Raw genomic sequence first — 23,893 nt, forward strand, 5'->3', positions numbered from 1 at the left:
GTGATCGATGGCAGGGGTGGGGACTCTGGGCAGGCCTTCCCTGCTTACGTCGCAGTGATTGCCGGAGTGCTGTTCCTTGCCTTTGTGTACTTCGCTGTGGGCCAGGCCGCAGCGACACGCAACGGAGCCCAGACCGCCGCCGACGCTGCTGCGCTCGCTGCTGCACAGGACGCTCGTGACCAGCTGCGCGAACGATGGCTCGATGTACTCCTGACCCCGGATCAATGGGGTCCCTTCCTTCGCGGGGAGGAATATCTGGAGGGTCCGGCTTGTGAACGCGCTGCCTCGTTCGCGGCGCGCAATGAGGCGGAACTCGCGCCCGACGGCGGCTGCGAGCGCCTCACCTCGGGCGTCGAAGGTTTCAAGGTGACGGTGAGCACGACAGGAACGGTGGGGCGGTCGATCGTTCCCGACACCGAGTCCCTTCACGCCGTCGCCTCGGCGGAGGCGGTCGTGGAGCCGCTGTGCAGGTTCGATCCGCCTGCGCCCACGCCCGATCCGTCGACCGAGGCCCCGTCGGACCCGTCTTCGGGCCCACCGTCGGAACCCACGGAGACGCCACCGCCCGAAGAGGACGAAGAGGCGGACGAGCCGATCGTGGGGCTCACGTGTGACGGCACGGAGTGGGAGATCGATCCCGAAGCGCCGACGCTGCCTGATGTGTCCGACCTCTTCACCGTGCGCCTCTTCACCTGACTGCGACGACGACTGAGGAATGAGCGAAGCATGAACATGCAATACGGAAGGAATGCCTTCCGGGTGGGTGCTGCCATTGCCGCAACATGCGCGGCTGTCCTTCTTGCCGGTTGCGGTGCAGAGGAGAAGCCGCAGGCAAAAGACAAGCCGGCCGCGACGACGTCATCGGCGCCTCAGAAGGGTGCCGGCCCTCAGCCGTCGGCGACTGCTGAGGAGCCGGCAGAGCCGCTGGCTGTTCTGAAGGGCCAAGATGGTTTCGAACTCGCCATCGGTTCGGCGGAGCGCGATTCCGGCGGGTTCTTGACGATCAAGGGGACCTTGAAGAACACCTCGGACCGAGGCCGTGCTGTTCCTGCAATTGTCAGAGGGGACGAGACCGAGTTGCGAAAGCATGGCACGTCCCTTGGTGGAGCAACCCTCGTGGACTCTGTGGGAAAGAAGCGCTACTACGTTCTGAGGGACACGGACGGCCGCCCCCTGACCACGACCAACCTGGGAGTCCTCCCGGCTGGGGAGTCGATGGGAGTCTTCATGCAATTCCCCGCCCCCCCGGCCGCCACCACCGACGTCTCGTTCCAGCTCCCCACCTTCGAACCCGCCACCCTCAAACTCTCCTGAGGCGACGCCATGACGACGACATCCCGCCGCCTCGCCGCTCTCCTGGTCGCCTCCGTCGCCCTGGGGCCCCTCGTCGTGCCCGTCGCGTACGCCGACGATCCTCCCGGGGCCGCCGCCAGTGCCTCCCCGCCCCCGGCCATCGACCCGAACTCCCCGGGGCTGATGCTTCCCGACGGGGCCACCCTCGCCGCCGCCAAGGTGCTCGACATCAAGCAGATCGTCGAAGACGAGGGTGGTGAGCAGCGCCGTCAGGACACCAACGTGGACGTGACGTTCGCGCTGCAGGCCGAGGTCCTGTTCCCCAAGAACAGTGCCAAGCTCGGGTCCGCCGCGAACGCCCGTATCGCCGCCATCGCCGCCGAGATCAACAAGCTCGGCTCCGGCCGTGTCCGCGTCTTCGGGTTCACCGACAACCTCGGGACGTACGAGCACGGGCTCAAGCTGTCGAAGGAGCGGGCCGTCGCCGTGCAGCAGGTGCTCGCGCGGAGTCTCGATCCGGGTACGACCTTCGACATCCGGGGCTACAGCGAGGACTACCCGATCGCCGACAACGGCTCCGAGGAGGGCCGGAAGAAGAACCGTCGCGTCGAGATCTCCTTCCCCCGCACCACGCCCCCACCCGCCGCGCCCTGACCCCGAGCCGAATCCCCGGGGCCGTCAGGCCCGCAGTTCTTCCAGCCGGTCCCGGATCGCGGCCGCCCGCGCCCGCACCCCGTGCGGGTCCGGGTGGGGGCGCGGGTGGGGGAGTGCGGGGTGCTCGCGCGGCAGGGCCCGCAGTCGCCGTTCCGGAGCGTGTCCGCGTGGCCGAGCGGGGCGAGCAGGATGTAGGCCCGTGACCGCCTCGCCGTCTTCGCCTCGCGGGGCACGTCGCCCTGCTGGAAGGCGGCCCACCACCCACTGTCGCGCGGCGTTCGGGTGAACCACGTTCGGGTGATCCACCGGCCGCTCAGGCACTCCCGGCCGCGCCGCAGGTGGCCGGCCCGCTGGATGCGGTTGAGGGCGGTGCGGAGGGCGCACTGCCCGTACGGCAGATGCTTGGCCAGCGTTCGTCCCCGACCCGTACCCCCATCCGTAGAACACCGCCCGAAGCCCGCGGCTTGAGCCTCGGCGATCCAGCGGGTCCGGCGGGTCCGGCGGGTCCGGCGGGTCCGGCGAGCGCGCCGTACGGTCACTACGGGTCGGCGAGGCCGGGGGCAAGGGTCAGCGGTAGGCGGCGAGGAAGACGCGGGCGCCGGTGGCGGCGTAGCGGTCGAGGTCGGCCTCGGTGTGCTGGGCGCGGCCGGTGAACATGGCCTTGTTCACCGGGGTCCACAGCAGTAGGCCGGAGAAGTGGTTCGCGGCCAGGAGTGTGTCCTCGATGTGGAGGAGTCCCTGGTCGGTCAGGCGCTGGAAGGTTGCCGCCAGCGTGGTGAGCCCTCGTTGGAAGCCCCGCTCGTACCACTCGGTTCCCAGGTCGGGGAAGACGTCGGCGTTGGCGATGATCAGTCGCCGCAGCTGGATCACGCGGGGGTCGGTGAGGGCGGTGAGGAGCTGACGGGCGAGCCTGGTCAGGTTCTCTTCCAGGTCGGCGTCGCCGGTGGGGACGTCGGCCAGCAGGTCGATCGTGGTGTCGAGCCGGTCGGTGGTGGCCAGGACGATGTCGGCGAAGAGCTTCTCCTTGTCGGAGAAGTGCTTGTAGACGGTCTGTTTGGACACCGCGGCCAGCTTCGCGATGTCGTCCATGCTCGTTCCCGCGTATCCCTTGTCCAGGAAGACGCTGGTCGCGGCTTCCAGGATCGCCTCGTGCTTGCGCGCTGAACGGCTGTCCATCATCGGCTCCTTCTCCATGTGCCTGCCCCGCCCACGGAAGAGTACTGGACTGATCAGTACTCGCGTGAGTACTGTACCGTCCAGTTCCAAGGTTGGGCTTCCGGCCCTGCGCACCCCGCACACAGATGGAGTGGTTCCTCATGGGCACGGACAAGGTGTTCTCGGCCGACGGCACGGCCATCGCCTACGAGCGGCAGGGCTCGGGCCCCGCGGTGGTGCTCGTCGGCGGCGCTTTCATGACGCGCGGCGATTCCGCCGCACTCGCCGGCCTGCTGGCCGAGCACTGCACCGTCATCACGTACGACCGCCGCGGCCGCGGCGACAGCGGGGACGGCCCGGAGTACGACGTACAGCGCGAGGTCGAGGACCTGGACGCCCTGATCGAGTACGCGGGCGGCGAGGCGATGGTCTTCGGCATGTCCTCCGGCGCCGTACTGGCGCTTGAGGCCGTCGCCCGGGGCAGCGCCGTCTCCAGGCTGGCCCTGTACGAGCCGCCCTTCATCACCGACTCCGACCGCCCGCCGTTGCCCGCCGACTACGTCGCCCGTCTGACGGACCTCGTGAAGCAGGGGGCGTACGGCGACGCCGTGGCCTACTTCATGACCGCAGCCGTGGGCATGCCCGCCGAGGCCGTCGCCGGGATGCGGCAGGCCCCCTTCTGGGCAGGCATGGAAGCCACCGCCCGCACCCTGCCCTACGACGGCCAGGTCATGGGGGACACCATGTCCGGCCGGCCGCTGCCCGCCGACCGCTGGCGGTCCGTGACCGTGCCCGTCCTCATCGGCAGCGGGGACGCGGGCGCCCCGCACATGCTCACCGGCGCGCGGGAACTCGCCGCACTGGCCGACAACTTCACCCTGCACGTCTTCCCCGGCCAGGAGCACGGCATCGAGCCTGAGCTCCTCGCCCCCGTCCTGACCGGCTTCTTCACCACCGAGGGGCAGGCATGAGCAAGGTCTTCGCCAGTCTGGGCATGTCCCTGGACGGCTTCATCGCCGGCCCCGACTCCCGTCCCGACAACCCGCTCGGTGACGGCGGAATGCGGATCCATGAATGGGTCTTCGGCGTCGAGAGCTGGCGAGAGCGCCAGAGCATCGGCGGAGGGCAGACCAACCAGGACGACGACATCGTCCAGGAGAACTTCTCCCGTGCCGGCGCCTACATCATGGGGCGGCAGATGTTCGCCGAAGGAGAGGTCGGCTGGCCCGACCCGCCGCCCTTCCGCGCCGCCGTCCTCGTCCTCACCCACACCCCGCGGGAACCATGGGTACGGCAGGGCGGCACCACCTTCACCTTCGTGACCGAAGGGATCCACCGTGCACTGGCCCAGGCTCGCCAGGCCGCAGGGGACAAGGACGTGCAGATCTCCGGCGGTGCCGACACCGTACGGCAGTTCATCGACGCCGGACTGCTGGACGAACTCCAGATCCACCTCGCGCCCGTCGTACTCGGCTCGGGCGTCCGGCTCTTCGACGGCGTCTCACCTGGTCTCGGACTCGAACCCACACGGGTGGTCGACTCCCCCCAGGTCACTCACCTCACGTACGGGATCACCTCGTCCTAGGCGGCTCCTGGGGCCGGGGTCCGGCGACAGCGGGCGAATAGCATGATCAGCCGGACGAGAGGGAGATCATCCGTGACCGCGCAGGCCCCGTACGACGGACCGACGATGGATGCCGTGCTCTACCCGGAGCTCGGCAGCGACGCCGGCGACCCCGGCGCCGGGCTACTGCGCTTCGCGACAGTGGCCGGAGTCACCCTGGCGCCCTTGCGTTTCGCGGAAGGGGCATCGGCACCTCACGGGCCGGTCACCCTCGTCGTCGAGGCCGACCGCGGGAAAGTCCATGTCGTCCTGGAACGCGACCGGCGCGAGATCAAGGTCGACCTGACCAGGCCCTGGCTGGGAGCGGCCCTCTCCGGGCACGCAGAGACGCTGGCGGACGTGGCGGAGGCGATCGGCGACTGGCAGCGCGGTGACGCGCTCACCGTGATCGCCGGGCGGCGGGCGTGGCTCACCGCGTCCCCGCGCGCAGTGGCACACGAGGAGGGGCGCGCTGCCGAGTACGCGTGGGACATGGCGAGGGCCGCGACCGTCGGCCAGTGGAACGGCCCGCTGGTGGAAGCGGCGTACGCCGCCCCGGCGCTTCGGCGGCTTGTCCCGTTCGTCACCCACGGAAGGCTCACCTTCCACCGTTCTCCCGCGCCGCCCTTCTCCCACGACCTCTTCGAGATAGGCCCCGCCGACGACGACAGCTGGCGGGTCGGCAGCCAACAGGCGCCACTCGGCACGCACACCGTCGTCGCCACCGTCGCCGAAGCGATCGCCCTGGTCGTGGACGCGCTTCCCCCGGACTGCAACCCGGCCGGCGAGGCCGGTGCCCACGCGCTCGACTAGCGGGAGGAGCTCTGCGCCTCGGGTCCAGCCGCTCCACCACGACGGCGGAGCCAGCCCCGCCACCAGCGTCTCCGCCGCATCTCCAGCAGGGCGGCGTCGAGGATCCCCTGTGCCGTGCCTTCGTCGTGGATGTCGTCGAACTCGCGGAAGATGACGACGGCTTGGGTGTGCGCGTGGATGGCCTCGTCGTACCGACGCATCCGTCGCAGAGCGAGGCCGAGGTTGCTCAGAGCCTGACCTTCGCCGTAGCGGTCGCCGAGTTCGCGGCAGATCGCGAGGTCCTGTGTGTGGGCGTCGACGGCCTCGCGGTAGCGCCCCACTCTTCGAAGGGCGAGGCCGAGGTTGTTGAGGGCTTTGCCTTCGTCGTGGCGTTCGCCGAGTTCGCGGCAGATCGCGAGGTCCTGCGCGTGGGCGTGGATGGCCTCGTGGTAGCGCCGTAACTTCCGGAGGACGAGCCCGAGGTTGTTGAGGGCCTTGCCTTCGCTGTGACGGTCGCCGATGGCGCGGTGGATCGCTATGGCCTCCGTGTGGGCGCGGATGGCGTCGTCGTAGCGCTGCACCTCCTGCAAGGCGAGGCCGAGGTTGTTGAGTGTCTGCCCTTCGCTGCGGCGTTCGCCGAGTTCGCGGCAGATCGCGAGGTCCTGCGTGTGGGCGTGGATGGCCTCGTCGAAACGTCGCACCTCCTGGAGGGCGTTGCCGAGGTTGTTGAGTGCCCGGCCCTCGTTGTGGCGATCGCCGACCTCGCGGGCGGCGGCGACGGCGGACTCGTTGACGGTGATGGCGTCGTGGAAGTGGCGGCGCCGAGTCAGATAGGCATCCAGGGCGTCCGCCAGATGCGGGACGCTCCAGGGGCGGTCGGCGGCCGTGTGCAGGACCATCGCGATCAGGTTGGCCCGCTCCGCGTCCAGCCAGGCCAGTGCGGCCGTCCGATCCGCGAAGAGGGCGGGTACCGGTTGGCCGCCGATCAGGGCGCGCACGTGGGCGTCGGCCGCGACGCAGGTCTCCGTGTAGTGCTCCACGATCCGCTCCAGCGCACCGTCCTCGCCCTCCTCCTGCGGGAGTTCGGCCGCATACAGGCGGATCAGGTCATGGGCGCGCCAGCGGCCGGAGCCGATCGGCTGCTCGTTGATCAGGCAGGCGCGGCCCAGGGCGGCCAGGCTGCTGCGGGTCTCCCGTTCCTCCCGGTCGTTCAGGGCCGTGGCGGCCTTGAGGGACAGGTCCGGGCCGGGATTGAGGGAGAGCAGGCGGAACAGGCGGGCGTCCTGCTTCCTGAGGCGCCGGTACGACAGGTCGAACGCGGCCTGGACGGCCAGGGACCGGCCGTCTCCGTCCTCGTACCGGAGGGTTCTGAGTCGGGTGCGGGCATCGGCCAGGTCGTCCGCCAGGGTGGCGATCGGAAGGCCTGGGTCGTCGGTCAACAGCGCGGCGGCGATCGTCAGGGCCAGCGGGAGCCGGCCGCAGTGTCCGGCCACCTGCTCCAGGGCCCGGGGTTCCGCTCCGGCGCGCGCCTCGTCGGGGCGGACCTGCGCGAGGGCGGTGGCGATCAGGGCCGTGGCCGACTCGGTGTCGAGTTCGTCCAGGGGGACCAGCCGGGCCCGGACATCGGGTGCGGTCAGGGCGTCGCGGGAGGTGGCGAGGAGCCGGTGGCTGCGGTGTGCGGGCACCAGGGGCCGGAGCTGGCCGAGGGACGAGGCGTCGTCGGCGACGATCAGGACCGGCCCGCGTTCCTCCGCGCGCCGGGCCAGCTCCGACTGGTACAGGCCCGCCTGTTCCTCGACCGTCGCCGGCAGGTCTCGGTCCCGTACCCCCAGCGCCCGCAGCAGTGACTCCAGGGCCTGTTCACGGTTGGTCGGGCCGGTCGGGTCGTAGCCGCGCAGGTGTACGAACAGGGTTCCGCCGGGGAAGTGCCCGAGGCCGACGGCCCGGTGTGCGGCGTGCAGGGCCAGTGCACTCTTTCCGACGCCGGGGAGGCCGGTCACCACCGTCACGGCTGCTCCCGCTCCTCCGGGCGCGAGGACTTTCAGGAGCTCGTCGGTTCGCTCCTCCCGGCCGGTCAGCCATGGGGCCGGCGGTAGCGAGGCCAGCGCCCGGGGTGCGGGGCCGCTGCCCGGCCCCCAGACGTGCTGGGTCCCGATGTGCGAGACGTACTGGTCCTTGCCCGCCTGGTAGCTGCGACCCCGGTCGGAGACGTGGGCCTGCTGCCGGACGTCGTCGGACGGGCCTCGGTCGGTCAACTGCTCAGGACCCTTCTTCGTGCTGGTCCCCGCCCGCCTGCACCACACGCCCCTGCCCGGAGGCCTTCGCGCGCTGCTCGACCTGGGAGGGGATGCCGTCGGTGGACGCGCCCGGGGGCTGGTTCAGGTGGCCGCCCGCCTGGAGGACGCTTCCGTCGTCGCCCGCCTCCGCGTGTTGTTCGACCGAGGTCGGGCGGCTGGCGCCCGGGGCCCCGGGGGACGGGTTCCGGCTGCCACCGACCTGTGTGACCCGGCCGTTCCCCGAGGCCGTCGCCTCCTGCTTCACCGTTCGTGCCGGTGCCGGTGCCGGTGCCGGTGCCGGTGCGGGCTGCGGCAGTTCGCGCGACGCCCACCACCCGCCCGCCGCCAGCACCGCCGCGGCCGTCACCGCGCCGAAGGCGAGGGCGGTGTCCAGGCGGGGGCCCTCGCCCTGGGGCAGCCAGCTCCACGGGAGCGCGCGTACCACCCAGACGCACACTCCGAACGTGACCGCCGCCGTCACCACGACCACCAGCCACCGCACCGCGCGAGTCATCCCGTATCCCTCCACGATCCCGGGCCCGGGCCGCATACGTCCCTGGCCCTCTCATCGTGCCGAACACGGAGTGCCCCCGTCAGGCCGTACGCCCGATCCACGCCGTGAAGGGGTCGTCCCGGGACCGGTGTGGGGACCCGCGGTCCAGGATCCGCACCCGCGGCTCGCGCCCCGTGACCCGCACGCAAGCGCCCCGCGCACGAGCGAGCCCCGGCATACTGGCGTGTCATGAGCACCGCCGGATTCACTCTCCGCCACACCGACCCCGATGCCGCCTCCCGGTGGCTCGGCCCCGCGCCCTCCTGGGGCGGGACGGTCCCCGGGCTCGGGTTCGTGGAGTTGCGGTACGGGAACGCCGTCGGGCGGGGCGACAGCTTCGCGCAGTTCTCGGTCGAGGGGGAGCGCCTGCCCCGGGGGGTCTTCAGCGGCATCAGGTTCGGGCGGGCGCCGCTGCCCTCCCGCGCCAGGTTCCAGGTCGGTGAGTACACCGGCACCCTGAGCCGCCGCCGCAGCGGGCTGTCCCGCGACGGGCGGGCCCTGCGCATCGGCCTCGCCGGCCGGGCGTACCGCTACCGGCGGGGGCACGACAAGAGGGTCCACGAGCTGCTCCGGCAGGGGATCGTCGTCCGGGTCACCCGTGACGACTGGAGCAGGCCGGTGACGCTCGACGTCAGGACCGAGGGCCCGGCCGACGCCGTGGACGTCTCCCTGGCCCTGCTCCTCCAGGGCGTCTACACCCGGCACCTGGCCCAGGGCGGCCGCCTGTACTCGCTGCCGGGCCGGGTCCTGAACCGTACGCCCGACATCTTCTGATTCCCCGACGGCTCAGGCGGCGGGCTTCCAGAGAGTGACCTCGAGGCTGAGCTGCTTGGGCGGAGTCGCGAACGAGCCGGATTCCCCACCGATGAAGCCGGTGATCACGACCCGGGCGATGTTGCCCTTGTCGGTCACGACGCACAGCACCGTCTTGGCGGGAAGGTTCCAGTCGGACATCTTCTCCTCGGTGAAACCGCCGACCTGGGCGGCCCTGGCGCAGTCCTCCGCCTTCTCCGGCGCGTTCGCGGCGGGAAGCTGTGCGGCGTTGCGGCCGTTGCGGAGAACGAGGTAGCCCCAGTTGGGGTTCTGGTAGGTGAGGTCCGCCTCCACGGGGACACCGGTCTGTTCGGCCTTCTCCGTCACGCCGTTCCACTCGTCCTCGGTGTACCGGTGTGTGGCGGGTGCGTCGAAGTCGATGCTGCCGAGGTCGGAGCCGGCCGGCAGCCCCAGGGCCATGACCTGCTTCGTGTAGGGGGCCGTGTACGTCCGGGGGGCCGGAGTCGTGGCTGTGGACGACTCGTCGGGGGAGCCGGTGTCGCTCTCCTTCTCCTGGGGTGCCGAGGACGCGCCGGAGGTCGCGGGAGGCGTGCCGGTCGGATCGGTGGTCGCGGTCGTCGGCGCGGTGGACGGCGGCTGCGTCGGCGCCTTCGCGTTCGACGGGCTCTCGCCCTTGTCCGTCAGGGCTGAGGACAGGACGGCGCCGGCCAGGGAGAAGACGCCGGCGATCACCGCGCCGATGACCGTGATCCGGACGGCCTCGCTCTGCCTGCCGAACCAGCTCTGTCGTCGGGGCGGCCGCGGGGGAGGGGGCGGGAACGGCCCGCCGGGCGAACCGGCGTTCTGGTGCGGGTGGTTGCTCGGAGGCATGGGGGCCGTGGACACCGAAACTCCCTGATTCTCTCTGGTGTTGGTGGAGATCGCCTCCGTCCGTCCGCCCGCTGCCCGCCCGTCCTTCTTCCGACGGCGGGCCGAGGGCGGTGGCGGCGTACGTGCGGCGTACGTGGAGACGCGCTGCGGTGGTGATCTCTTCGCAGCCAACGGACTTTATCGTGCGTCTCGTTGTCCCTCCCCGTCAGAGAGCGAGCGCCGCCCTGATCGTGGCCGTCATCCGGTTCGGATGCCGGAAGACCTCGCCCGCCGTGAACCGCAGCACGCGGCGGATCTCCGGGCAGGACTGCAGCGCGTTGAAGCGGGCCACGTCCCGCTCGTGAGCCCGTCGGGTGCCGTGGAAGGCGTAGCCCTCGACCTCCACCGCCAGGCCCCGCGCGCGGAACAGGAAGTCCGGCCGCAGTGGCGGTCCTGCCGCCGTCCGCAGGATCGGCTGGCACTCGGGGAACAGGCCCGCGTCCCCCATCCGCAGCCTCGCCACCGTCTCCGCCGGCGAGCCCGACGCCGGCTCGGCGAGCCGCAGCCAGGACCGGGCGCGGGGTGTTCCCCGCCGGGGTGCCGCGAGTTCGGCGGCGAGGTCCTCGTACCGGACGAGCGGTTCGCGCCGCACCCCCTCGACCGCCCGCCACGCGAGTGCCGAGTCGGCGACCACCACCGCCTCCTCCCGGCTGCCGGCCGTCCGTATCAGGTCGCCGACCGTCCGCGCCGGGGTCGTCGTCCGCAGGCCCCTTCGTATCGACCCGTCGTCGGCCGTCAGGAACCGCGTGCCGTGGACGCGGACCCGTGTCCCCTCGGCGGCCGTCGAGCGCGACGGTGCCGGGGCCGTGAACTCCAGAGGATCCACGGGTCCCGGCGCCCCCAGCCGCTCGATGCGGTGCAGTCGCGCCGCCGTTCCGTGGCTGCACACCCACTCCGGGCGCAGGAGCTGGAGCGCCGTCGCCCGCACCCGCCAGTCCACCTCCTTCCCCGGGGCCGCCCACGCGCCCCGGCAGATCCGCTGCCAGCCGTCCCCGCGCAGACGGCCGGTCAGGCGGCCCGGCGGCCAGCCCGCCGCGACCGCCCAGACCGTCAGGAGGACCCCGCCCCTGGCGAGGATCGCCAACTCGTACATACGCCCAACGATCCACGGAAGGGGGACACTTCGCACCCCCTGTGGAAAACCTGCCGAAAGCCGTCGTCAGGAATGCGCAAAGGTGGGGGGACAAGCTCGTCGGGCGGGAGCATTCTGGACGGATGACGACGACGGGCGACACTCCGGGCGCGGCCCCGAGTGTGCAGAGCGCGCAGAGTGTGCAGTTGGTCAGTGACCTCGTCACCCGGATCCCCGAGTTCCGGGACGTGTACGAGAACCATGTCTTCCATCAGGGGGGTGTGCAGCCGCACGTCTTCTTCTGGGACGTCGTCCAGGACACCGTCCGCTCCTTCCTCGGCGAGTCCCCGTGCGCTGCGGACTGGCGCCGGACCCTCGCCTTCCTGGAGGAGCAGAGCTGTCGTGGTGTTCTCGGCGTCGACGAGGTCATCATCACCTCCTTCCTCGGCGACCTGCCCTCCCCGCACGAGCCGGGGCACGGCATCGTCCGGCAGCTCGGTCCCGTCATGGCCGCGAAGTTCGTCCGCATAAGGCCGCTGGGCTGAGCCGCACACGGTCGCGGTGCCGAGCCGCGCCAAGCCGCTGGGCTGAGCCGCACACGGTCGCGGTGCTGAGCCGCGCCAAGCCGCTGGGCTGAGCCGGACGGGCCGCCGGGATAATCGGGCGCATGTCCCCGCCGTCCCCGCCCGTACTCAGCCGTCGCACCCGTGCCGTCCGTCCCCTCCGCACCCTCGACCCCACCGTCCTCGCCGTCGGCGGGTACGCCGTGACCCGCCTCATCGGCCTCGCGGTCCTCGCGATCGCCTCAGCCGTCACCGGCGAGGACGGGCTGCACCGGCTCAAGGGCCGCTGGGACTCCGTCTGGTACGTGCGGATCGCCGAGAACGGGTACGGGTACCAGGCCACCCTGCCGAACGGCGACGTCCACCCCGACCTGGCCTTCTTCCCGCTCCTCCCGGCCCTGGAGCGCGGTCTCTCCGCCGTCCTCCCGCTGGAGGCGGCCACCACCGGGCTGCTCGTCTCCTGGACGGCCGGGCTCGCCGCCGCCTGGGGCATGTACCGGTGCGGCGAGCACGCCTTCGGGACCCGCGCCGGCCTTCTGCTCGCCGTTCTCTGGGGCGTGTACCCGACCGCGTTCGTCCAGTCGATGGCGTACACGGAGACGCTGTTCACCGCCTTCGCCGCCTGGTCGCTGTACGCGGTCCTGCGCGGGCGCTGGATCCTGGCCGGCGTCCTGTGCGCGGCCGCCGGGCTCACCCGGCCGACGGCCGTCGCCCTGATCGCCGCCCTCGGGATCACCGCGCTCGTCACGCTCGTACGGGACCGGCGGCTCCCCCTGCGCACGGTGGCCGGGGTCCTCATCGCGCCGCTCGGCTGGCTCGCGTACATCGCGTACGTCGGTGTCCGCCAGGACAGTGCGACCGCCTACTTCGACGTCCAGGCCGCCTGGGGCAACTCCATCGACGGCGGTGTCGCCCTCGCACGTTTCATCGCCGGCCTGCCGTGGCCCGCCGCCCTCGGCCTCTGCGCGGCGCTCGGGCTGCTCGGCGGGCTCGTCCTGCTCTGCGTACGGCAGCGGCAGCCGCTGCCGCTGCTCGTCTACACGATCGGCGTCGTGTTCGTCTCGCTCGTCGGCGCCGCCTACTTCGGCTCCCGGCCGCGGCTGATGATGCCCGCGTTCGGGCTGCTGCTCCCGCCCGCCGTGGCCCTCGCGCGGCTCCGTCTCCGGACCGTCGTACCGGTCCTCGCCGGACTCGCGCTCGCCTCGGCCGTGTACGGGGCCTTCACCCTGCTGGGGTCGGGCCCGCCGTGAGGCCCCCGTCGGCCTCCCCGATCCCGTCGGCGTCGCCGATCCCGTCCCCGCCGGCCTCCCCGATCCCGTTCCCTTCCGGGTTCCCGGGCCCGGAATCCGTCTCCACGCGCACGCGTACCCCCGGCCGCAGCCCCCAGCCCGCCATCGAGCCCGCCTCCGCCTCCAGGACGTGCCGGCCGCGCGGCCGGATCATGCCGAGCCGCCCCGGCCGCATCGTGACGACGGAGCGGACCGTGAACGACCCGTCCAGATAGGCCACGTCGATCGCGAACCGCATCCCGAAGGTGTGCACGCTGTTCGTCCGGACGATCAGCATCGCCCCCGCGATCCCGTCCCGCCCGAGCAGTCCCCGCCGCCGCGCGCGGTACGAGGCCGCCACCTCCAGCGGCACCCCCCGGACCGTGTCGGTCGCCAGCGTCCCCGTCCCGTCCGCCCATTTCCCCATAACGCCAGACCGTAGCGGCCCGCCGAACCTAGGGTCGGCTCCGTGTACGTCACGACGATCATCTCCGCCGCCCTGTGGGGCACCGCCGTCGGGCTGCTCGTGCCGCGCGCCGCGTACCGGCTCTCCGTGCCCTTCGAGGAGCCGTGGCGGGACCGCTGCCCCGCCGGGCACGTGCTCGTGGGGCCCGCGCGGGGCTGGCTCGGCGGGCCGGGGCGGCAGGACTGCGCGACGCCCGGAAGCCCGAGCACGGCACCGCTGCTCACCGCCCTCGTCTGCGCCCTGCTCGCCGCCGCCACCGGCGGGCCCAGGCCCGAGCTGGCGGTCTGGCTGCTCGGCGCGCCCTTCGCCGTCCTCCTCGCCACCGTCGACGCGCGCGTGCACCGCCTTCCGGACGTGCTCACCCGGTCGCTGACCGTCCTCGTCCCGCTGCTCCTCGGGGTCGCCGAGCTCCTGCCGTACGACGCGGGCTCCTGGCTCCACGCGCTGCTGGGCGCGCTCGCGCTCGGCGGTGCCTATCTGGCGCTCCACAGGATCAGCCCGGGCGAGCTCGGCCGCGGCGACGTCAAGCTGGCGCTGCCGCTGGGCGCGGCGCTCGGCTGGTACGGCTGGGACATCCTCTTCTTCGGGGCGTTCCTGGGGTTCCTGCTCGGCGCGGTGTACGGCGTCGGTCTCGTCCTGCTGCGCCGCGCCGACCGTTCCTCGGCGATCCCCTTCGGCCCGTTCATGCTCGCGGGCGGGCTGCTGGGGCTCCTCCTCGGCGCGTTCACCGCGCTCCCGTGACCCTCACCGCCCCTCGCCGCCCCTCGTGGCCGCCGGCGGTCACCGGCTGGTCGCCCGCCGTGACGGCATCGGCCCGCCCACCCGCGCGTCCGGGGCCCGACCTGCCGGAGAACCGTCCCGGGCGGCTGCCCCCGTCAACGCGGCGCCCGGCCCGGACGGTCCCTCTTCGGAGGGACGGAACTCCGCCGCCGCGCCGGGGCGCAAACCCGCCACAGCCCCCTGCAGCCCTTGTCCCGACTGGGATCCCGCGAATTCGGCGAGGTTCGTTCGGCGTACGTGGCGCGCAACACGACTATCGAAGGGTTATGGTGGAAACCCCCCCTCGGGCCGGTCCGTATCCCCCCCACGGACCGGCCCGTTTTTCTTTCCCGGATCCCGTCGGGCCTGCCCCGGATCCCCTCAGGGCCTGCCCCCCCGGTCACTCCGGGAGCGTCAGCCCCGGCCGGCCCAGATGTTCGTGCCCTGGGTGTCCACGGCGAACGAGTCGATCTCCGTCAGCTCGTCCGAGGTCAGCGGCGCGGCCGCGAGAGCCGCCACGTTCTCCTCCAGCTGGGCGACGCTGGACGCGCCGATCAGCGCCGAGGTCATCCGCTCGTCGCGCAGCACCCACGACAGCGCCAGCTGCGCCAGCGACTGCCCGCGCCGACCCGCGATGTCCGCGAGACCGCGCAGCCGCCGCAGCACCTCGTCGGAGAGCAGGTCCGGGTCGAGGGACTTGCCCTGGGTCGCCCGCGAGCCCTCCGGGATGCCCTTCAGGTACTTGTTGGTGAGCAGCCCCTGCGCCAGCGGCACGAAGGAGATGCAGCCCATGCCGGCCGCCTCCAGCGTGTCGAGGAGGCCGTCCTCCTCGGTCCAGCGGTTGATCATCGAGTACGAGGGCTGGTGGATGAGGGCCGGGACGCCCATCTCACGCAGGATCCGCGCGGCCTCGGCGGTCTGCTCGCTGTTGTACGAGGAGACACCCACGTACAGCGCCTTGCCCTGCTGGACGGCGGAGGCCAGGGCCCCCATCGTCTCCTCCAGCGGGGTGTGCGGGTCGAAGCGGTGCGAGTAGAAGATGTCGACGTATTCGAGGCCCATCCGGTTCAGGGAGGCGTCGAGCGAGGACAGCAGGTACTTGCGGGAGCCCCACTCGCCGTACGGGCCGGGGTGCATCTCGTAGCCGGCCTTGGTGGAGATGATCAGCTCGTCGCGGTAGGGCGCGAAGTCCTGGGCGAAGAGCTTGCCGAAGTTCAGCTCGGCGGAGCCGGGCGGCGGCCCGTAGTTGTTCGCCAGGTCGAAGTGGGTGACGCCGAGGTCGAAGGCGCGGCGCAGGATCGCGCGCTGGGTGTCGAGCGCGCGGTCGTCGCCGAAGTTGTGCCAGAGGCCGAGGGAGATCGCGGGGAGCTTGAGGCCGCTGCGGCCGGAGCGGCGGTACTCCATGGAGTCGTAGCGGTCCGCGGAGGCGCGGTACAGGGGGGAATCAGTCACGTATCTCTGCTTATCACGGACTTGTGACAGTCCCGGGCTGGGAGCCTGTCGCCCGTCCGCAGTAGTGTGGCCGCTTGCGGACCGCCGCGGTACGGCGGGCCTGCCGCTGCATGGAGAGGTAAAGAACAGTGAACCTGCGCGACCTGGTGTACGGGCTCTACGCACGCCGGGTGGAAGGCCGCCTCGACCATGCCCAGGTGCCCAAGCACATCGGGGTCATCCTCGACGGGAACCGCCGCTGGGCCAAGGCCTCCGGCGGGACGCCCGAGCAGGGCCACAAGGCCGGCGCGGACAAGATCCAGGAGCTGCTCGGCTGGTGCGCCGAGACCGACGTCGAAGTCGTCACGCTCTGGATGCTCTCCACGGACAACCTGAACCGGCCCGAGGAGCAGCTCGTCCCGCTGCTCGGCATCATCGAGAACGCCGTGCGGGCGCTCGCCGCCGACGGCCGCTGGCGCGTCAACCACGTCGGCACGATGGACCTGCTGCCCGCACGTACGCAGTCGGTGCTCAAGGAGGCCGAGCAGGCCACCCACGACAACACGGGGATACTCGTGAACGTGGCCGTGGGCTACGGCGGCCGGCAGGAGATCGCCGACGCGGTCCGCTCGCTGCTCCTGGAGCACGCGGAGCGCGGCACGAGCTTCGAGGAGCTCGCCGAGATCGTCGACGTCGAGCACATCTCGGAGCACCTCTACACGCGCGGTCAGCCCGACCCGGACCTGGTGATCCGCACCAGCGGCGAGCAGCGGCTGTCCGGATTCATGCTGTGGCAGAGCGCCCATTCCGAGTACTACTTCTGTGAAGTGCACTGGCCGGCCTTCCGCAAGGTCGACTTCCTGCGGGCGCTGCGCGACTACGCCGCCCGGCACCGGCGTTACGGAACCTGATCCACGGCACCCCTCAGGGTCCCCGGAACACCCCGGGGACCCGATCGGAACCGATCACCTCGTGTTCACGAACACGTCGTCATATGCCATGGCATGGCAGAGCCTGTTCGAGGGCATATCCCTGGTGAAGTGAGCGGCACGGAGACCGCCACCCGGGAGGCCCCTTGCACCAGGACGACCGTGCGGGACACGCGCGGGAGAAGCGGAGGGCCGTGGTTCGGCCCGTGCACGGCGGCCCGAACCCGGTCCCATTCCGCAGCGACACCGGTTCCGTCGCACCCCGACCTCACAGGGGTCTTCCGAGGGGGTCTGTCCATCCGTGGTGACAAGCACGAAGCGCCGCCTTTCCGACCGGCGCACCTATGTTCTCGACACCAGCGTCCTGCTGGCCGACCCCAACGCCGTCTCCCGGTTCGAGGAGCACGAGGTCGTGCTCCCGATCGTCGTGGTGACCGAGCTTGAGGCCAAGCGGCACCATCCCGAACTCGGGTACTTCGCCCGGCAGGCCCTGCGCCTCCTGGACGACTTCCGGGTCCGGTACGGACGCCTGGACGCCCCGCTTCCCGTAGGGGACCTGGGCGGCACCCTGCGTGTCGAACTCAACCATTCCGACCCCGGCATCCTGCCCGCCGGTTACAGGTTGGGGGACAACGACTCACGGATCCTCGCGGTCGCGCGCAACCTCCAGGCGGAGGGGTACGACGTCACGGTCGTCTCCAAGGACCTGCCGCTGCGCATCAAGGCCTCGTCGGTCGGACTCCTCGCCGAGGAGTACCGCGCCGAACTGGCCATCACGGACGCCAACGGCTGGACCGGGATGTCCGAGCTGGCGCTCTCCGGCGAGCAGGTGGACCTGCTCTACGACCAGGAGTCGCTGTACGTGCCGGAGGCCGCCGAGCTTCCGGTCCACACGGGCCTGGTGCTCCAGTCCGAGCGCGGCAAGGCGCTCGGCCGGATCACCGCCGAGGGGAACGTACGGCTGGTCCGCGGCGACCGTGAGGCCTTCGGGCTCCGCGGCCGCAGCGCCGAGCAGCGGATCGCGCTGGACCTGCTCCTCGACCCGGACGTCGGCATCATCTCCATGGGCGGCCGGGCCGGCACCGGCAAGTCCGCGCTCGCGCTCTGCGCGGGCCTGGAGGCGGTCCTGGAGCGCCGTCAGCACCAGAAGGTGATGGTCTTCCGTCCCCTGTACGCGGTCGGCGGCCAGGAGCTCGGCTACCTGCCGGGCAGCGAGGCGGAGAAGATGAGCCCGTGGGCTCAGGCCGTCTTCGACACGCTGTCCTCGGTCGCGAGCCGTGAGGTGGTGGAGGAGGTCCTCGGCCGCGGGATGCTGGAGGTCCTGCCGCTCACCCACATCCGGGGCCGTTCGCTCCACGACGCGTTCGTCATCGTGGACGAGGCCCAGTCCCTCGAGCGGAACGTCCTCCTGACCGTTCTGTCCCGAATCGGGGCGAATTCGCGGGTCGTTCTGACCCACGATGTCGCCCAGCGGGACAACCTCAGGGTCGGCCGGTACGACGGAGTCGTCGCCGTGGTCGAGAAACTGAAGGGGCATCCGCTCTTCGCCCACGTCACCCTCACCCGCTCCGAGCGCTCCCAGATCGCGGCGCTCGTGACGGAGATGCTGGAGGACGGTCAGATCTGACCCGATTCGTACGCGTCCGTACCCGTACGGAAGTTGGCGCCGCCCGGCAGAGCGCAGGAGCTTAGCCGGGCGGCGCCCCCATGTCCCCCTCATCGTCGAAAACACCTGCCCCCGCCCAGGTGTGAGCTTTCACACGCAGCGCAGAATTGCCTTGCGGTGTAGCCGTCCGGCAGAGTCTTGCTTCCGTCAGGCCCCGCATACGGCACCCGTGCACCTTCAGGCGCACAAGCACCACATAACTCCACAGTCGTTCGCCGTATGCCGCCCACAGCACCACGGGCCCGTGTCTTCTGTGACCGAGTACGTCGAAGACCAGCGCCAGGGGCACGATTTCGGCCGCGTGGTCACCTGTGCGGGCGTGCTGGAAGGAAACCGTGTGAGCCGGATCTCGGTCCGGGGATTCGCGGTGGCTTCGGCCACTGCGGTCACCACCGTCGGCGCCGTCATGGGCGTTGCGTCGGGTAACGCCGCTCAGTCCTCGGACGACAACTTCGAGGCCACCGCGGCCGACACGACGCTGCTCGCGGACATTCCCGTGGGCGAGCAGGCCCAGGTACAGGTCTCGTCCCTCTCGGAGCAGGCCGATGTCCAGGCCGCCGCTGCCGACTCCGTCGCCAAGAAGTCCGCGGAGGAGACGGCTCGTCTCCGTGCCGCCAAGGACGCCGAGGCGAAGAAGGAGGCGGCCGACAAGGCCGCCGCCGAGGAGAAGGCCGAGAAGGAGCGCAAGGAGGCGGAGGAGGAGCGCGCCAGTCGTTCCGCCGTCCGCGACGCCTCGTCCTTCAGCGCGCAGGGCTCGTACTCCGTCTCCGAGGTCAAGGCGATCGCTCGCCAGATGGTCCCGGCCTCGCAGTTCCAGTGCTTCAGCAACATCGTGGACCACGAGTCCACCTGGAACTACAAGGCAGTCAACCCGGGTTCGGGCGCCTACGGTCTCGTCCAGGCGCTCCCGGGCAACAAGATGGCCAGCGCGGGCGCCGACTGGCAGACCAACCCGGCCACGCAGATCAAGTGGGGCCTCAACTACATGAACGAGCGCTACGGCAGCCCGTGTGGCGCCTGGTCGTTCTGGCTGTCCCACCGCTGGTACTAGTACGGCGTGCTCAACTTCGGGGAGCCCCTCACCGTCCTACGGTGAGGGGCTTCTTGCGTGTAGTTTCGAAGGTCCACGGCCTCCGGGGGGAACGGTGGGGAAACGGTGGGAAAGAGCGAGCGGGGGATGAGGAAAGCGATGTCGAGAGTGCCAGGGTGGCTGGGCCGGCTGGGCGAGAGTCTGAGCCGCATGGGTGAACGCCTCGACGAGCGCCGAGCCGAGGCGGAGCGCGTGGATCCGCTCGATCCGCTCGATCCGCCGTACGAGGACCCGCAGGAGCGGCATCCGGCCGACGCGGCCCCCGCCGCCCGGGACACGAGCGGAACCGGAAACGGAACCGCAGCCGGAGCCCGCACCGGAGCCGGTACCGGAGCCGGAGACGGCTCCCGTACCAGTACCGGAGCCGGGGCGGTCGCCGTCGCCGTGCCCGCCCGCCCCGACGTGGACCCGGACCTGGCCGCACCCCTCCCGGAGCAGGCCGCCGGCCCGGCCGGCGAGCCCGGCCGCTCCGTTCCCGCGCCCCCCTCGTACGCGCCGGCCGTCGCCGCCCGGCCCGACCCCGCCGCCGCGATCCCGTGGGGCATGCGGGTGGCCGCCGAGGCGAGTTGGCGCCTGCTCGTCTTCGCCGGCACCGTCTGGGTGCTGATGAAGGTGATCAGCTCCGTCCAGCTGGTCGTCCTCGCGTTCGTCGCCGCGCTCCTCATCACCGCCCTGCTCCAGCCCACCGTGGCCATGCTGCGCAGGAAGGGCCTGCCGCGCGGGCTCGCCACCGCCGTCACCGCCGTCTCCGGGTTCGTCGTGATGGGTCTGGTCGGCTGGTTCGTGGTCTGGCAGGTGATGGACAACATCGACAACCTGACCGACCGCGTCAAGGACGGCATCGAGGAGCTCAAGCGCTGGGCCCTCGACAGCCCGTTCCATGTGACCGAGCGCCAGATCAACGACATCGCGAAGAACCTCAGCGACACCATCGGCGCCAACGCCGAGCAGATCACCTCCGTCGGACTGCAGGGCGTCGCCGTCTTCGTCGAGGCGATGACCGGCATCCTGCTCGCCATGTTCTCGACGCTCTTCCTGCTGTACGACGGGAAGAAGGTGTGGGAGTGGACGCTCAAGCTGGTCCCCGCCCAGGCCCGGCCCGGTGTGGCGGGCGCGGGACCGCGCGCCTGGCGCACCCTCACCGCCTATGTGCGGGGCACGGTGCTGGTCGCCCTCATCGACGCGGTCTTCATCGGGCTCGGACTCTGGTTCCTCGAGGTGCCGATGGCCGTACCGCTCGCCGTCTTCATCTTCCTCTTCGCCTTCATCCCGCTCGTCGGCGCGGTCGTCTCCGGTGCGCTCGCGGTCGTCGTCGCCCTCGTCACCAACGGGCCGTTCACCGCGCTCATGGTGCTGGTCGTCGTCCTCGCGGTGCAGCAGATCGAGGGCCATGTGCTCCAGCCCTTCATCCTCGGACGCGCGGTACGGGTCCACCCGCTGGCCGTCGTCCTCGCGGTCGCGGCCGGCGGCCTGACCGCCGGCATCGGCGGCGCCGTGGTCGCGGTCCCCCTGGTCGCCGTCGTCAACACGGTGGTCGGCTACCTTCGGGCGTACAGCACGGAGCAGGCGCTGCGCAGCGCGCCGGAACCTCGTGGGGCGACCGCCTACGAGATCGCGCCGACCCCGGCCCCCGGCACGCTCGCAGCCAAGGGGGAGAACACATGATTTCGGAGCCGGAGCTCGACGGTGACACGTCGTACGAGACCACCGAGGTACTGACGGAGGAGCAGGCCCCGCGCCCGCCCAGGGCCCGCCGCCCCTGGCTGTGGGCGCTCGGCGGCGCGGTGGTGGCGTCGGCGGTGTGGGGCGGGGGGCTGTACGCGTTCGAGCAGCGGAAGGAGCCGGGCCCGGACCTCGGCGGGTACGCGACCCTGCCCGGCGAGCAGGAACTCTGCAAGGTCGCGAAGCTCAGGGCGCTGGGCGGGATCCTCGGCAAGCGGAACGTGGACGGATACGGGCCGTTCCTGGACGAGACGGCGATCAGCGAGTCCTCCTGCTCGGCCTCCTTCGGTCCGGAGCAGGCCAGTCAGGCCGTCGACGTGACGTACACGCTGCACAAGGCGATCGACCCCGCTCACGAGTTCGAGGCGAAGGCCCGGCAGGCCGGCCTCCTGCGGAAGATCGACGGCATCGGCGAGCAGGCCTGGTTCGACGACGCCGGCGGGCAGGGTGGAAACCTCTGGGTCCTCGACGGCCAGGCCGAGATCCACCTCCAGCTGTTCTGGTCGACTTCCGTCGACGAGAGCGGGAACCCGATCGAAGGCGCCGCCGAGCAGCCCGATCTCTCCGGGATCGACGTCCCGATGACCCAGGACGCGCTCGCCCTCATGGCGGCGCTCAAGAAGTGACGGACCGGCAGTCACGAAAGGGCCCCGGGGCGCGAAGCCCCGGGGCCCTTCTCGTACCGTGACGCCCTACTCGGCGGAGGCGAGGACCGCTTCCGCGTCGAGGGTGACGCCGACCGCCTGGATCACCGCGGCGATCTTGACGGCCTCCTGGATCGTGGCGCGGTCGACACCGGCCTGGCGCAGGACCTGCTCGTGCGAGTCGAGGCACTGGCCGCAGCCGTTGATCGCGGACACCGCCAGCGACCACAGCTCGAAGTCGACCTTCTCGACGCCCGGGTTGCCGATGACGTTCATCCGCAGACCGGCGCGCATCGTCCCGTACTCGGGGTCCGACAGCAGGTGCCGGGTCCGGTAGAAGACGTTGTTCATCGCCATGATCGCGGCGGCGGACTTGGCCGCCTGGTACGCCTCGGGCTTCAGGTTGGCCTGGGCCTCGGGCTCCAGCTCCTTGAGGACCTTCGGCGAGCGCGAGGCGATCGCGCAGGCGAGGACGGTGCCCCAGAGCTGCTGCTGGGGCAGCTCGCTGTTGCCGATGACCGAACCGAGGTTCAGCTTCAGGTCCTTGGCGAAGTCCGGTATGGCGGACTTCAGTTCGTCGAGAGCCATGTCAGATCACTCGCCCGACAGGAGCGCGGCGGCGTCGAGGGTGCCCTCGCCCTTGTTCCAGTTGCAGGGGCACAGCTCGTCGGTCTGCAGGGCGTCGAGGACCCGCAGGACCTCCTTGGGGTTACGGCCGACGGAGCCGGCGGTCACCATGGTGAACTGGATCTCGTTGTTCGGGTCCACGATGAAGACGGCACGCTGGGCGAAGCCGTCCTCGCCGCGCACGCCGCAGTCGCTCATGAGCTCGTGCTTGGAGTCGGCCAGCATCGGGAAGGGCAGGTCACGCAGGTCGGCGTGGTCCTTGCGCCAGGCGTGGTGCACGAACTCGGAGTCGCCCGAGACGCCGAGGATCTGGGCGTCGCGGTCCGCGAACTCGTCGTTCAGCTTGCCGAACGCGGCGATCTCGGTGGGGCAGACGAAGGTGAAGTCCTTCGGCCAGAAGAACACCACGCGCCACTTGCCCTCGTAGGCCTTGTGGTCGATCTGCTCGAACTCCTTGCCGCTCTCCAGCGACACGCAGGCGGTCAGGTCGTAGGTGGGGAACTTGTCACCGACAGTGAGCACGCGCTCTCCTTGCGAACGGGAAGGGCCCCTTTTGAGGTCTTCCGTGGGGGTTGGACGGCTCACAGCATGGCACGGAGTGCATTGATCAGTGAAATAGCTAGAGTGGGTCGTGTTGATCGAAGGTGGTTATCAGTGATCCCGGCACGACGTGTGAAACAGCCCAGCCTGTCCCAGCTCAGAGCATTCGCGGCGGTGGCGGAACATCTGCACTTCCGCGATGCGGCGGCCGCCATCGGCATGAGCCAGCCCGCACTCTCGGGCGCGGTTTCGGCACTCGAAGAGGCACTCGGTGTCCAGCTCCTCGAGCGTACGACGAGAAAGGTGCTGCTCTCGCCCGCGGGGGAGCGGCTCGCCGTCCGCGCCCGGGCGGTCCTCGACGCGGTGTCGGAACTGATGGAGGAGGCGGAGGCGGCCCAGGCCCCGTTCACCGGGGTGCTGCGGCTCGGGGTGATCCCGACGGTCGCCCCGTATCTGCTGCCCACGGTGCTGCGACTCGTCCACCGGCGCTACCCGGACCTCGACCTCCAGGTCCACGAGGAGCAGACCTCCTCCCTCCTGGAGGGGCTCGCGGCCGGGCGGCTCGACCTGCTGCTGCTCGCCGTGCCGCTCGGCGTGCCCGGCGTCACCGAACTGCCCCTCTTCGACGAGGACTTCGTCCTCGTCACTCCGCAGGGTCATCCGCTGGCGGGCCGGGACGACATTCCGCGCGAGGCCCTCAGAGAGCTGCGACTGCTCCTCCTCGACGAGGGGCACTGCCTGCGCGACCAGGCCCTCGACATCTGCCGGGAGGCCGGGCGCACGGACGGCGCCGAGGTCACCACCACCGCGGCGGGGCTCTCCACCCTGGTGCAGCTGGTCGCCGGCGGTCTCGGGGTGACGCTGCTGCCGCGTACCGCCGTCACGGTCGAGACCGCCCGGAACAACGCCCTGTGGACCGGGCTCTTCACCGAACCGGCCCCCGCCCGGCGGATCGCCCTCGCCATGCGGACGGGCGCGGCCCGGCACGCCGAATTCGAGGAACTGGCAGCCGAGTTGAGGGGTGCGATGCGAGGCCTTCCGGTACGGGTCCTCGACGCCGCCGCCTGAGCTCCACCGGTGACGTGGTGGGCGCGGGCTCCCGAGACC

25 protein-coding genes are annotated in these 23,893 nt (G+C 71.2%); 16 read left to right on the forward strand and 9 right to left on the reverse strand.

The features are described from left to right. Genes ACZ4XX_RS09755 through ACZ4XX_RS09765 form a run of 3 tightly spaced genes read left to right on the forward strand, consistent with a single transcriptional unit; the run spans position 1 to position 1,947 of the window. Positions 1 to 696, forward strand: coding sequence for a pilus assembly protein TadG-related protein (locus ACZ4XX_RS09755; RefSeq protein ID WP_468507413.1), 696 nt, complete (start codon positions 1 to 3; stop codon positions 694 to 696). Positions 697 to 726: 30 nt separating this feature from the next. Continuing rightward, entirely contained in the window at positions 727 to 1,314 is a 588-nt protein-coding gene (locus ACZ4XX_RS09760; protein WP_468507414.1) for a hypothetical protein, read from the forward strand. Positions 1,315 to 1,323: 9 nt separating this feature from the next. Next, complete coding sequence (locus ACZ4XX_RS09765) at positions 1,324 to 1,947, forward strand: OmpA family protein (protein WP_468507415.1); 624 nt, start codon at positions 1,324 to 1,326, stop codon at positions 1,945 to 1,947. Positions 1,948 to 2,514: 567 nt separating this feature from the next. Here ACZ4XX_RS09765 and ACZ4XX_RS09770 read toward each other — a convergent pair. Then, positions 2,515 to 3,123, reverse strand: a complete 609-nt coding sequence (locus tag ACZ4XX_RS09770; protein WP_468507416.1) for a TetR/AcrR family transcriptional regulator — start codon at positions 3,121 to 3,123, stop codon at positions 2,515 to 2,517. A 140-nt stretch (positions 3,124 to 3,263) separates the two neighbouring features. Between ACZ4XX_RS09770 and ACZ4XX_RS09775 the strand changes: the two genes are divergently transcribed. The 3 genes from ACZ4XX_RS09775 (at position 3,264) to ACZ4XX_RS09785 (ending at position 5,518) form a co-directional block, all read left to right on the forward strand. After that, entirely contained in the window at positions 3,264 to 4,073 is an 810-nt protein-coding gene (locus ACZ4XX_RS09775) for an alpha/beta fold hydrolase (RefSeq protein WP_468507417.1), read from the forward strand. Next, the gene (locus tag ACZ4XX_RS09780) at positions 4,070 to 4,687 is read left to right on the forward strand and encodes a dihydrofolate reductase family protein (RefSeq protein ID WP_468507418.1); all 618 of its coding nucleotides are present in this window, start codon (positions 4,070 to 4,072) and stop codon (positions 4,685 to 4,687) included. The genes ACZ4XX_RS09775 and ACZ4XX_RS09780 overlap by 4 nt, the downstream gene beginning before the upstream one ends. A gap of 72 nt (positions 4,688 to 4,759) precedes the next feature. Further along, positions 4,760 to 5,518: a DUF6193 family natural product biosynthesis protein gene (locus ACZ4XX_RS09785; protein ID WP_468507419.1), complete on the forward strand. Its 759-nt coding sequence runs from the start codon at positions 4,760 to 4,762 to the stop codon at positions 5,516 to 5,518. Here the strand turns inward: ACZ4XX_RS09785 and ACZ4XX_RS09790 are convergent. Next, positions 5,515 to 7,752, reverse strand: coding sequence for a tetratricopeptide repeat protein (locus ACZ4XX_RS09790; protein ID WP_468507420.1), 2,238 nt, complete (start codon positions 7,750 to 7,752; stop codon positions 5,515 to 5,517). The genes ACZ4XX_RS09785 and ACZ4XX_RS09790 overlap by 4 nt on opposite strands. A 4-nt stretch (positions 7,753 to 7,756) precedes the next feature. Continuing rightward, positions 7,757 to 8,287, reverse strand: coding sequence for a hypothetical protein (locus ACZ4XX_RS09795; RefSeq protein WP_468507421.1), 531 nt, complete (start codon positions 8,285 to 8,287; stop codon positions 7,757 to 7,759). A 228-nt stretch (positions 8,288 to 8,515) separates the two neighbouring features. On the opposite strand from ACZ4XX_RS09795, the gene ACZ4XX_RS09800 reads away from it, so the two are divergent. Continuing rightward, entirely contained in the window at positions 8,516 to 9,100 is a 585-nt protein-coding gene (locus ACZ4XX_RS09800; RefSeq protein ID WP_468507422.1) for a hypothetical protein, read from the forward strand. Positions 9,101 to 9,112: 12 nt separating this feature from the next. Here ACZ4XX_RS09800 and ACZ4XX_RS09805 read toward each other — a convergent pair whose 3' ends face one another. Together ACZ4XX_RS09805 and ACZ4XX_RS09810 are read right to left on the reverse strand one after the other, a co-directional pair. Continuing rightward, complete coding sequence (locus tag ACZ4XX_RS09805) at positions 9,113 to 9,985, reverse strand: hypothetical protein (RefSeq protein WP_468507423.1); 873 nt, start codon at positions 9,983 to 9,985, stop codon at positions 9,113 to 9,115. Positions 9,986 to 10,175: 190 nt separating this feature from the next. Then, on the reverse strand, positions 10,176 to 11,102 hold the full coding sequence (locus tag ACZ4XX_RS09810; RefSeq protein ID WP_468507424.1) for a hypothetical protein: 927 nt from the start codon (positions 11,100 to 11,102) through the stop codon (positions 10,176 to 10,178). Between the two features lie 122 nt (positions 11,103 to 11,224). Here ACZ4XX_RS09810 and ACZ4XX_RS09815 point away from each other — a divergent pair, with 122 nt between their 5' ends. Together ACZ4XX_RS09815 and ACZ4XX_RS09820 are read left to right on the forward strand one after the other, a co-directional pair. After that, a complete protein-coding gene (locus ACZ4XX_RS09815; RefSeq protein ID WP_468507425.1) occupies positions 11,225 to 11,626 on the forward strand; it encodes a hypothetical protein in 402 nt (133 codons plus the stop codon). Positions 11,627 to 11,748: 122 nt separating this feature from the next. Next, positions 11,749 to 12,894 carry a mannosyltransferase family protein gene (locus ACZ4XX_RS09820; protein WP_468507426.1) on the forward strand — a complete coding sequence of 382 codons (1,146 nt, stop codon included), beginning with the start codon at positions 11,749 to 11,751 and terminating at the stop codon, positions 12,892 to 12,894. Here the strand turns inward: ACZ4XX_RS09820 and ACZ4XX_RS09825 are convergent. Then, positions 12,866 to 13,339 carry a DUF192 domain-containing protein gene (locus tag ACZ4XX_RS09825; RefSeq protein ID WP_468507427.1) on the reverse strand — a complete coding sequence of 158 codons (474 nt, stop codon included), beginning with the start codon at positions 13,337 to 13,339 and terminating at the stop codon, positions 12,866 to 12,868. The two genes, ACZ4XX_RS09820 and ACZ4XX_RS09825, sit on opposite strands and share 29 nt — an antisense overlap. A 42-nt stretch (positions 13,340 to 13,381) precedes the next feature. Here ACZ4XX_RS09825 and ACZ4XX_RS09830 point away from each other — a divergent pair, with 42 nt between their 5' ends. Continuing rightward, positions 13,382 to 14,119, forward strand: coding sequence for a prepilin peptidase (locus ACZ4XX_RS09830; protein WP_468507428.1), 738 nt, complete (start codon positions 13,382 to 13,384; stop codon positions 14,117 to 14,119). A 432-nt stretch (positions 14,120 to 14,551) separates the two neighbouring features. Here the strand turns inward: ACZ4XX_RS09830 and mgrA are convergent, their stop codons facing one another. Beyond that, positions 14,552 to 15,589 carry an L-glyceraldehyde 3-phosphate reductase gene (gene mgrA, locus ACZ4XX_RS09835; RefSeq protein WP_468507429.1) on the reverse strand — a complete coding sequence of 346 codons (1,038 nt, stop codon included), beginning with the start codon at positions 15,587 to 15,589 and terminating at the stop codon, positions 14,552 to 14,554. A 128-nt stretch (positions 15,590 to 15,717) separates the two neighbouring features. Between mgrA and ACZ4XX_RS09840 the strand changes: the two genes are divergently transcribed. The 5 genes from ACZ4XX_RS09840 to ACZ4XX_RS09860 all read left to right on the forward strand — a co-directional run bounded on the left by ACZ4XX_RS09840 (position 15,718) and on the right by ACZ4XX_RS09860 (position 21,601). After that, a complete protein-coding gene (locus ACZ4XX_RS09840; RefSeq protein ID WP_030320536.1) occupies positions 15,718 to 16,479 on the forward strand; it encodes an isoprenyl transferase in 762 nt (253 codons plus the stop codon). A gap of 319 nt (positions 16,480 to 16,798) precedes the next feature. Beyond that, positions 16,799 to 18,124, forward strand: coding sequence for a PhoH family protein (locus ACZ4XX_RS09845; protein WP_468507430.1), 1,326 nt, complete (start codon positions 16,799 to 16,801; stop codon positions 18,122 to 18,124). 376 nt (positions 18,125 to 18,500) lie between these two features. Further along, the gene (locus ACZ4XX_RS09850) at positions 18,501 to 19,214 is read left to right on the forward strand and encodes an aggregation-promoting factor C-terminal-like domain-containing protein (protein ID WP_468507431.1); all 714 of its coding nucleotides are present in this window, start codon (positions 18,501 to 18,503) and stop codon (positions 19,212 to 19,214) included. A 138-nt stretch (positions 19,215 to 19,352) separates the two neighbouring features. Next, a complete protein-coding gene (locus tag ACZ4XX_RS09855) occupies positions 19,353 to 20,918 on the forward strand; it encodes an AI-2E family transporter (protein ID WP_468507432.1) in 1,566 nt (521 codons plus the stop codon). Then, positions 20,915 to 21,601 carry a hypothetical protein gene (locus ACZ4XX_RS09860; RefSeq protein WP_468507433.1) on the forward strand — a complete coding sequence of 229 codons (687 nt, stop codon included), beginning with the start codon at positions 20,915 to 20,917 and terminating at the stop codon, positions 21,599 to 21,601. Before ACZ4XX_RS09855 ends, ACZ4XX_RS09860 begins: the two co-directional genes overlap by 4 nt. Positions 21,602 to 21,667: 66 nt before the next feature. On the opposite strand, the gene ACZ4XX_RS09865 is transcribed toward ACZ4XX_RS09860, so the two are convergent. Continuing rightward, positions 21,668 to 22,207: an alkyl hydroperoxide reductase gene (locus ACZ4XX_RS09865; protein ID WP_015035886.1), complete on the reverse strand. Its 540-nt coding sequence runs from the start codon at positions 22,205 to 22,207 to the stop codon at positions 21,668 to 21,670. A gap of 6 nt (positions 22,208 to 22,213) precedes the next feature. Further along, a complete protein-coding gene (locus ACZ4XX_RS09870) occupies positions 22,214 to 22,768 on the reverse strand; it encodes a peroxiredoxin (RefSeq protein ID WP_024758658.1) in 555 nt (184 codons plus the stop codon). A gap of 132 nt (positions 22,769 to 22,900) precedes the next feature. On the opposite strand from ACZ4XX_RS09870, the gene ACZ4XX_RS09875 reads away from it, so the two are divergent. Beyond that, positions 22,901 to 23,854 carry a LysR substrate-binding domain-containing protein gene (locus ACZ4XX_RS09875; RefSeq protein WP_468507434.1) on the forward strand — a complete coding sequence of 318 codons (954 nt, stop codon included), beginning with the start codon at positions 22,901 to 22,903 and terminating at the stop codon, positions 23,852 to 23,854. The last annotated feature ends 39 nt before the right edge of the window (positions 23,855 to 23,893 follow it).

The organism is Streptomyces sp. NPDC029956 (assembly GCF_055574655.1).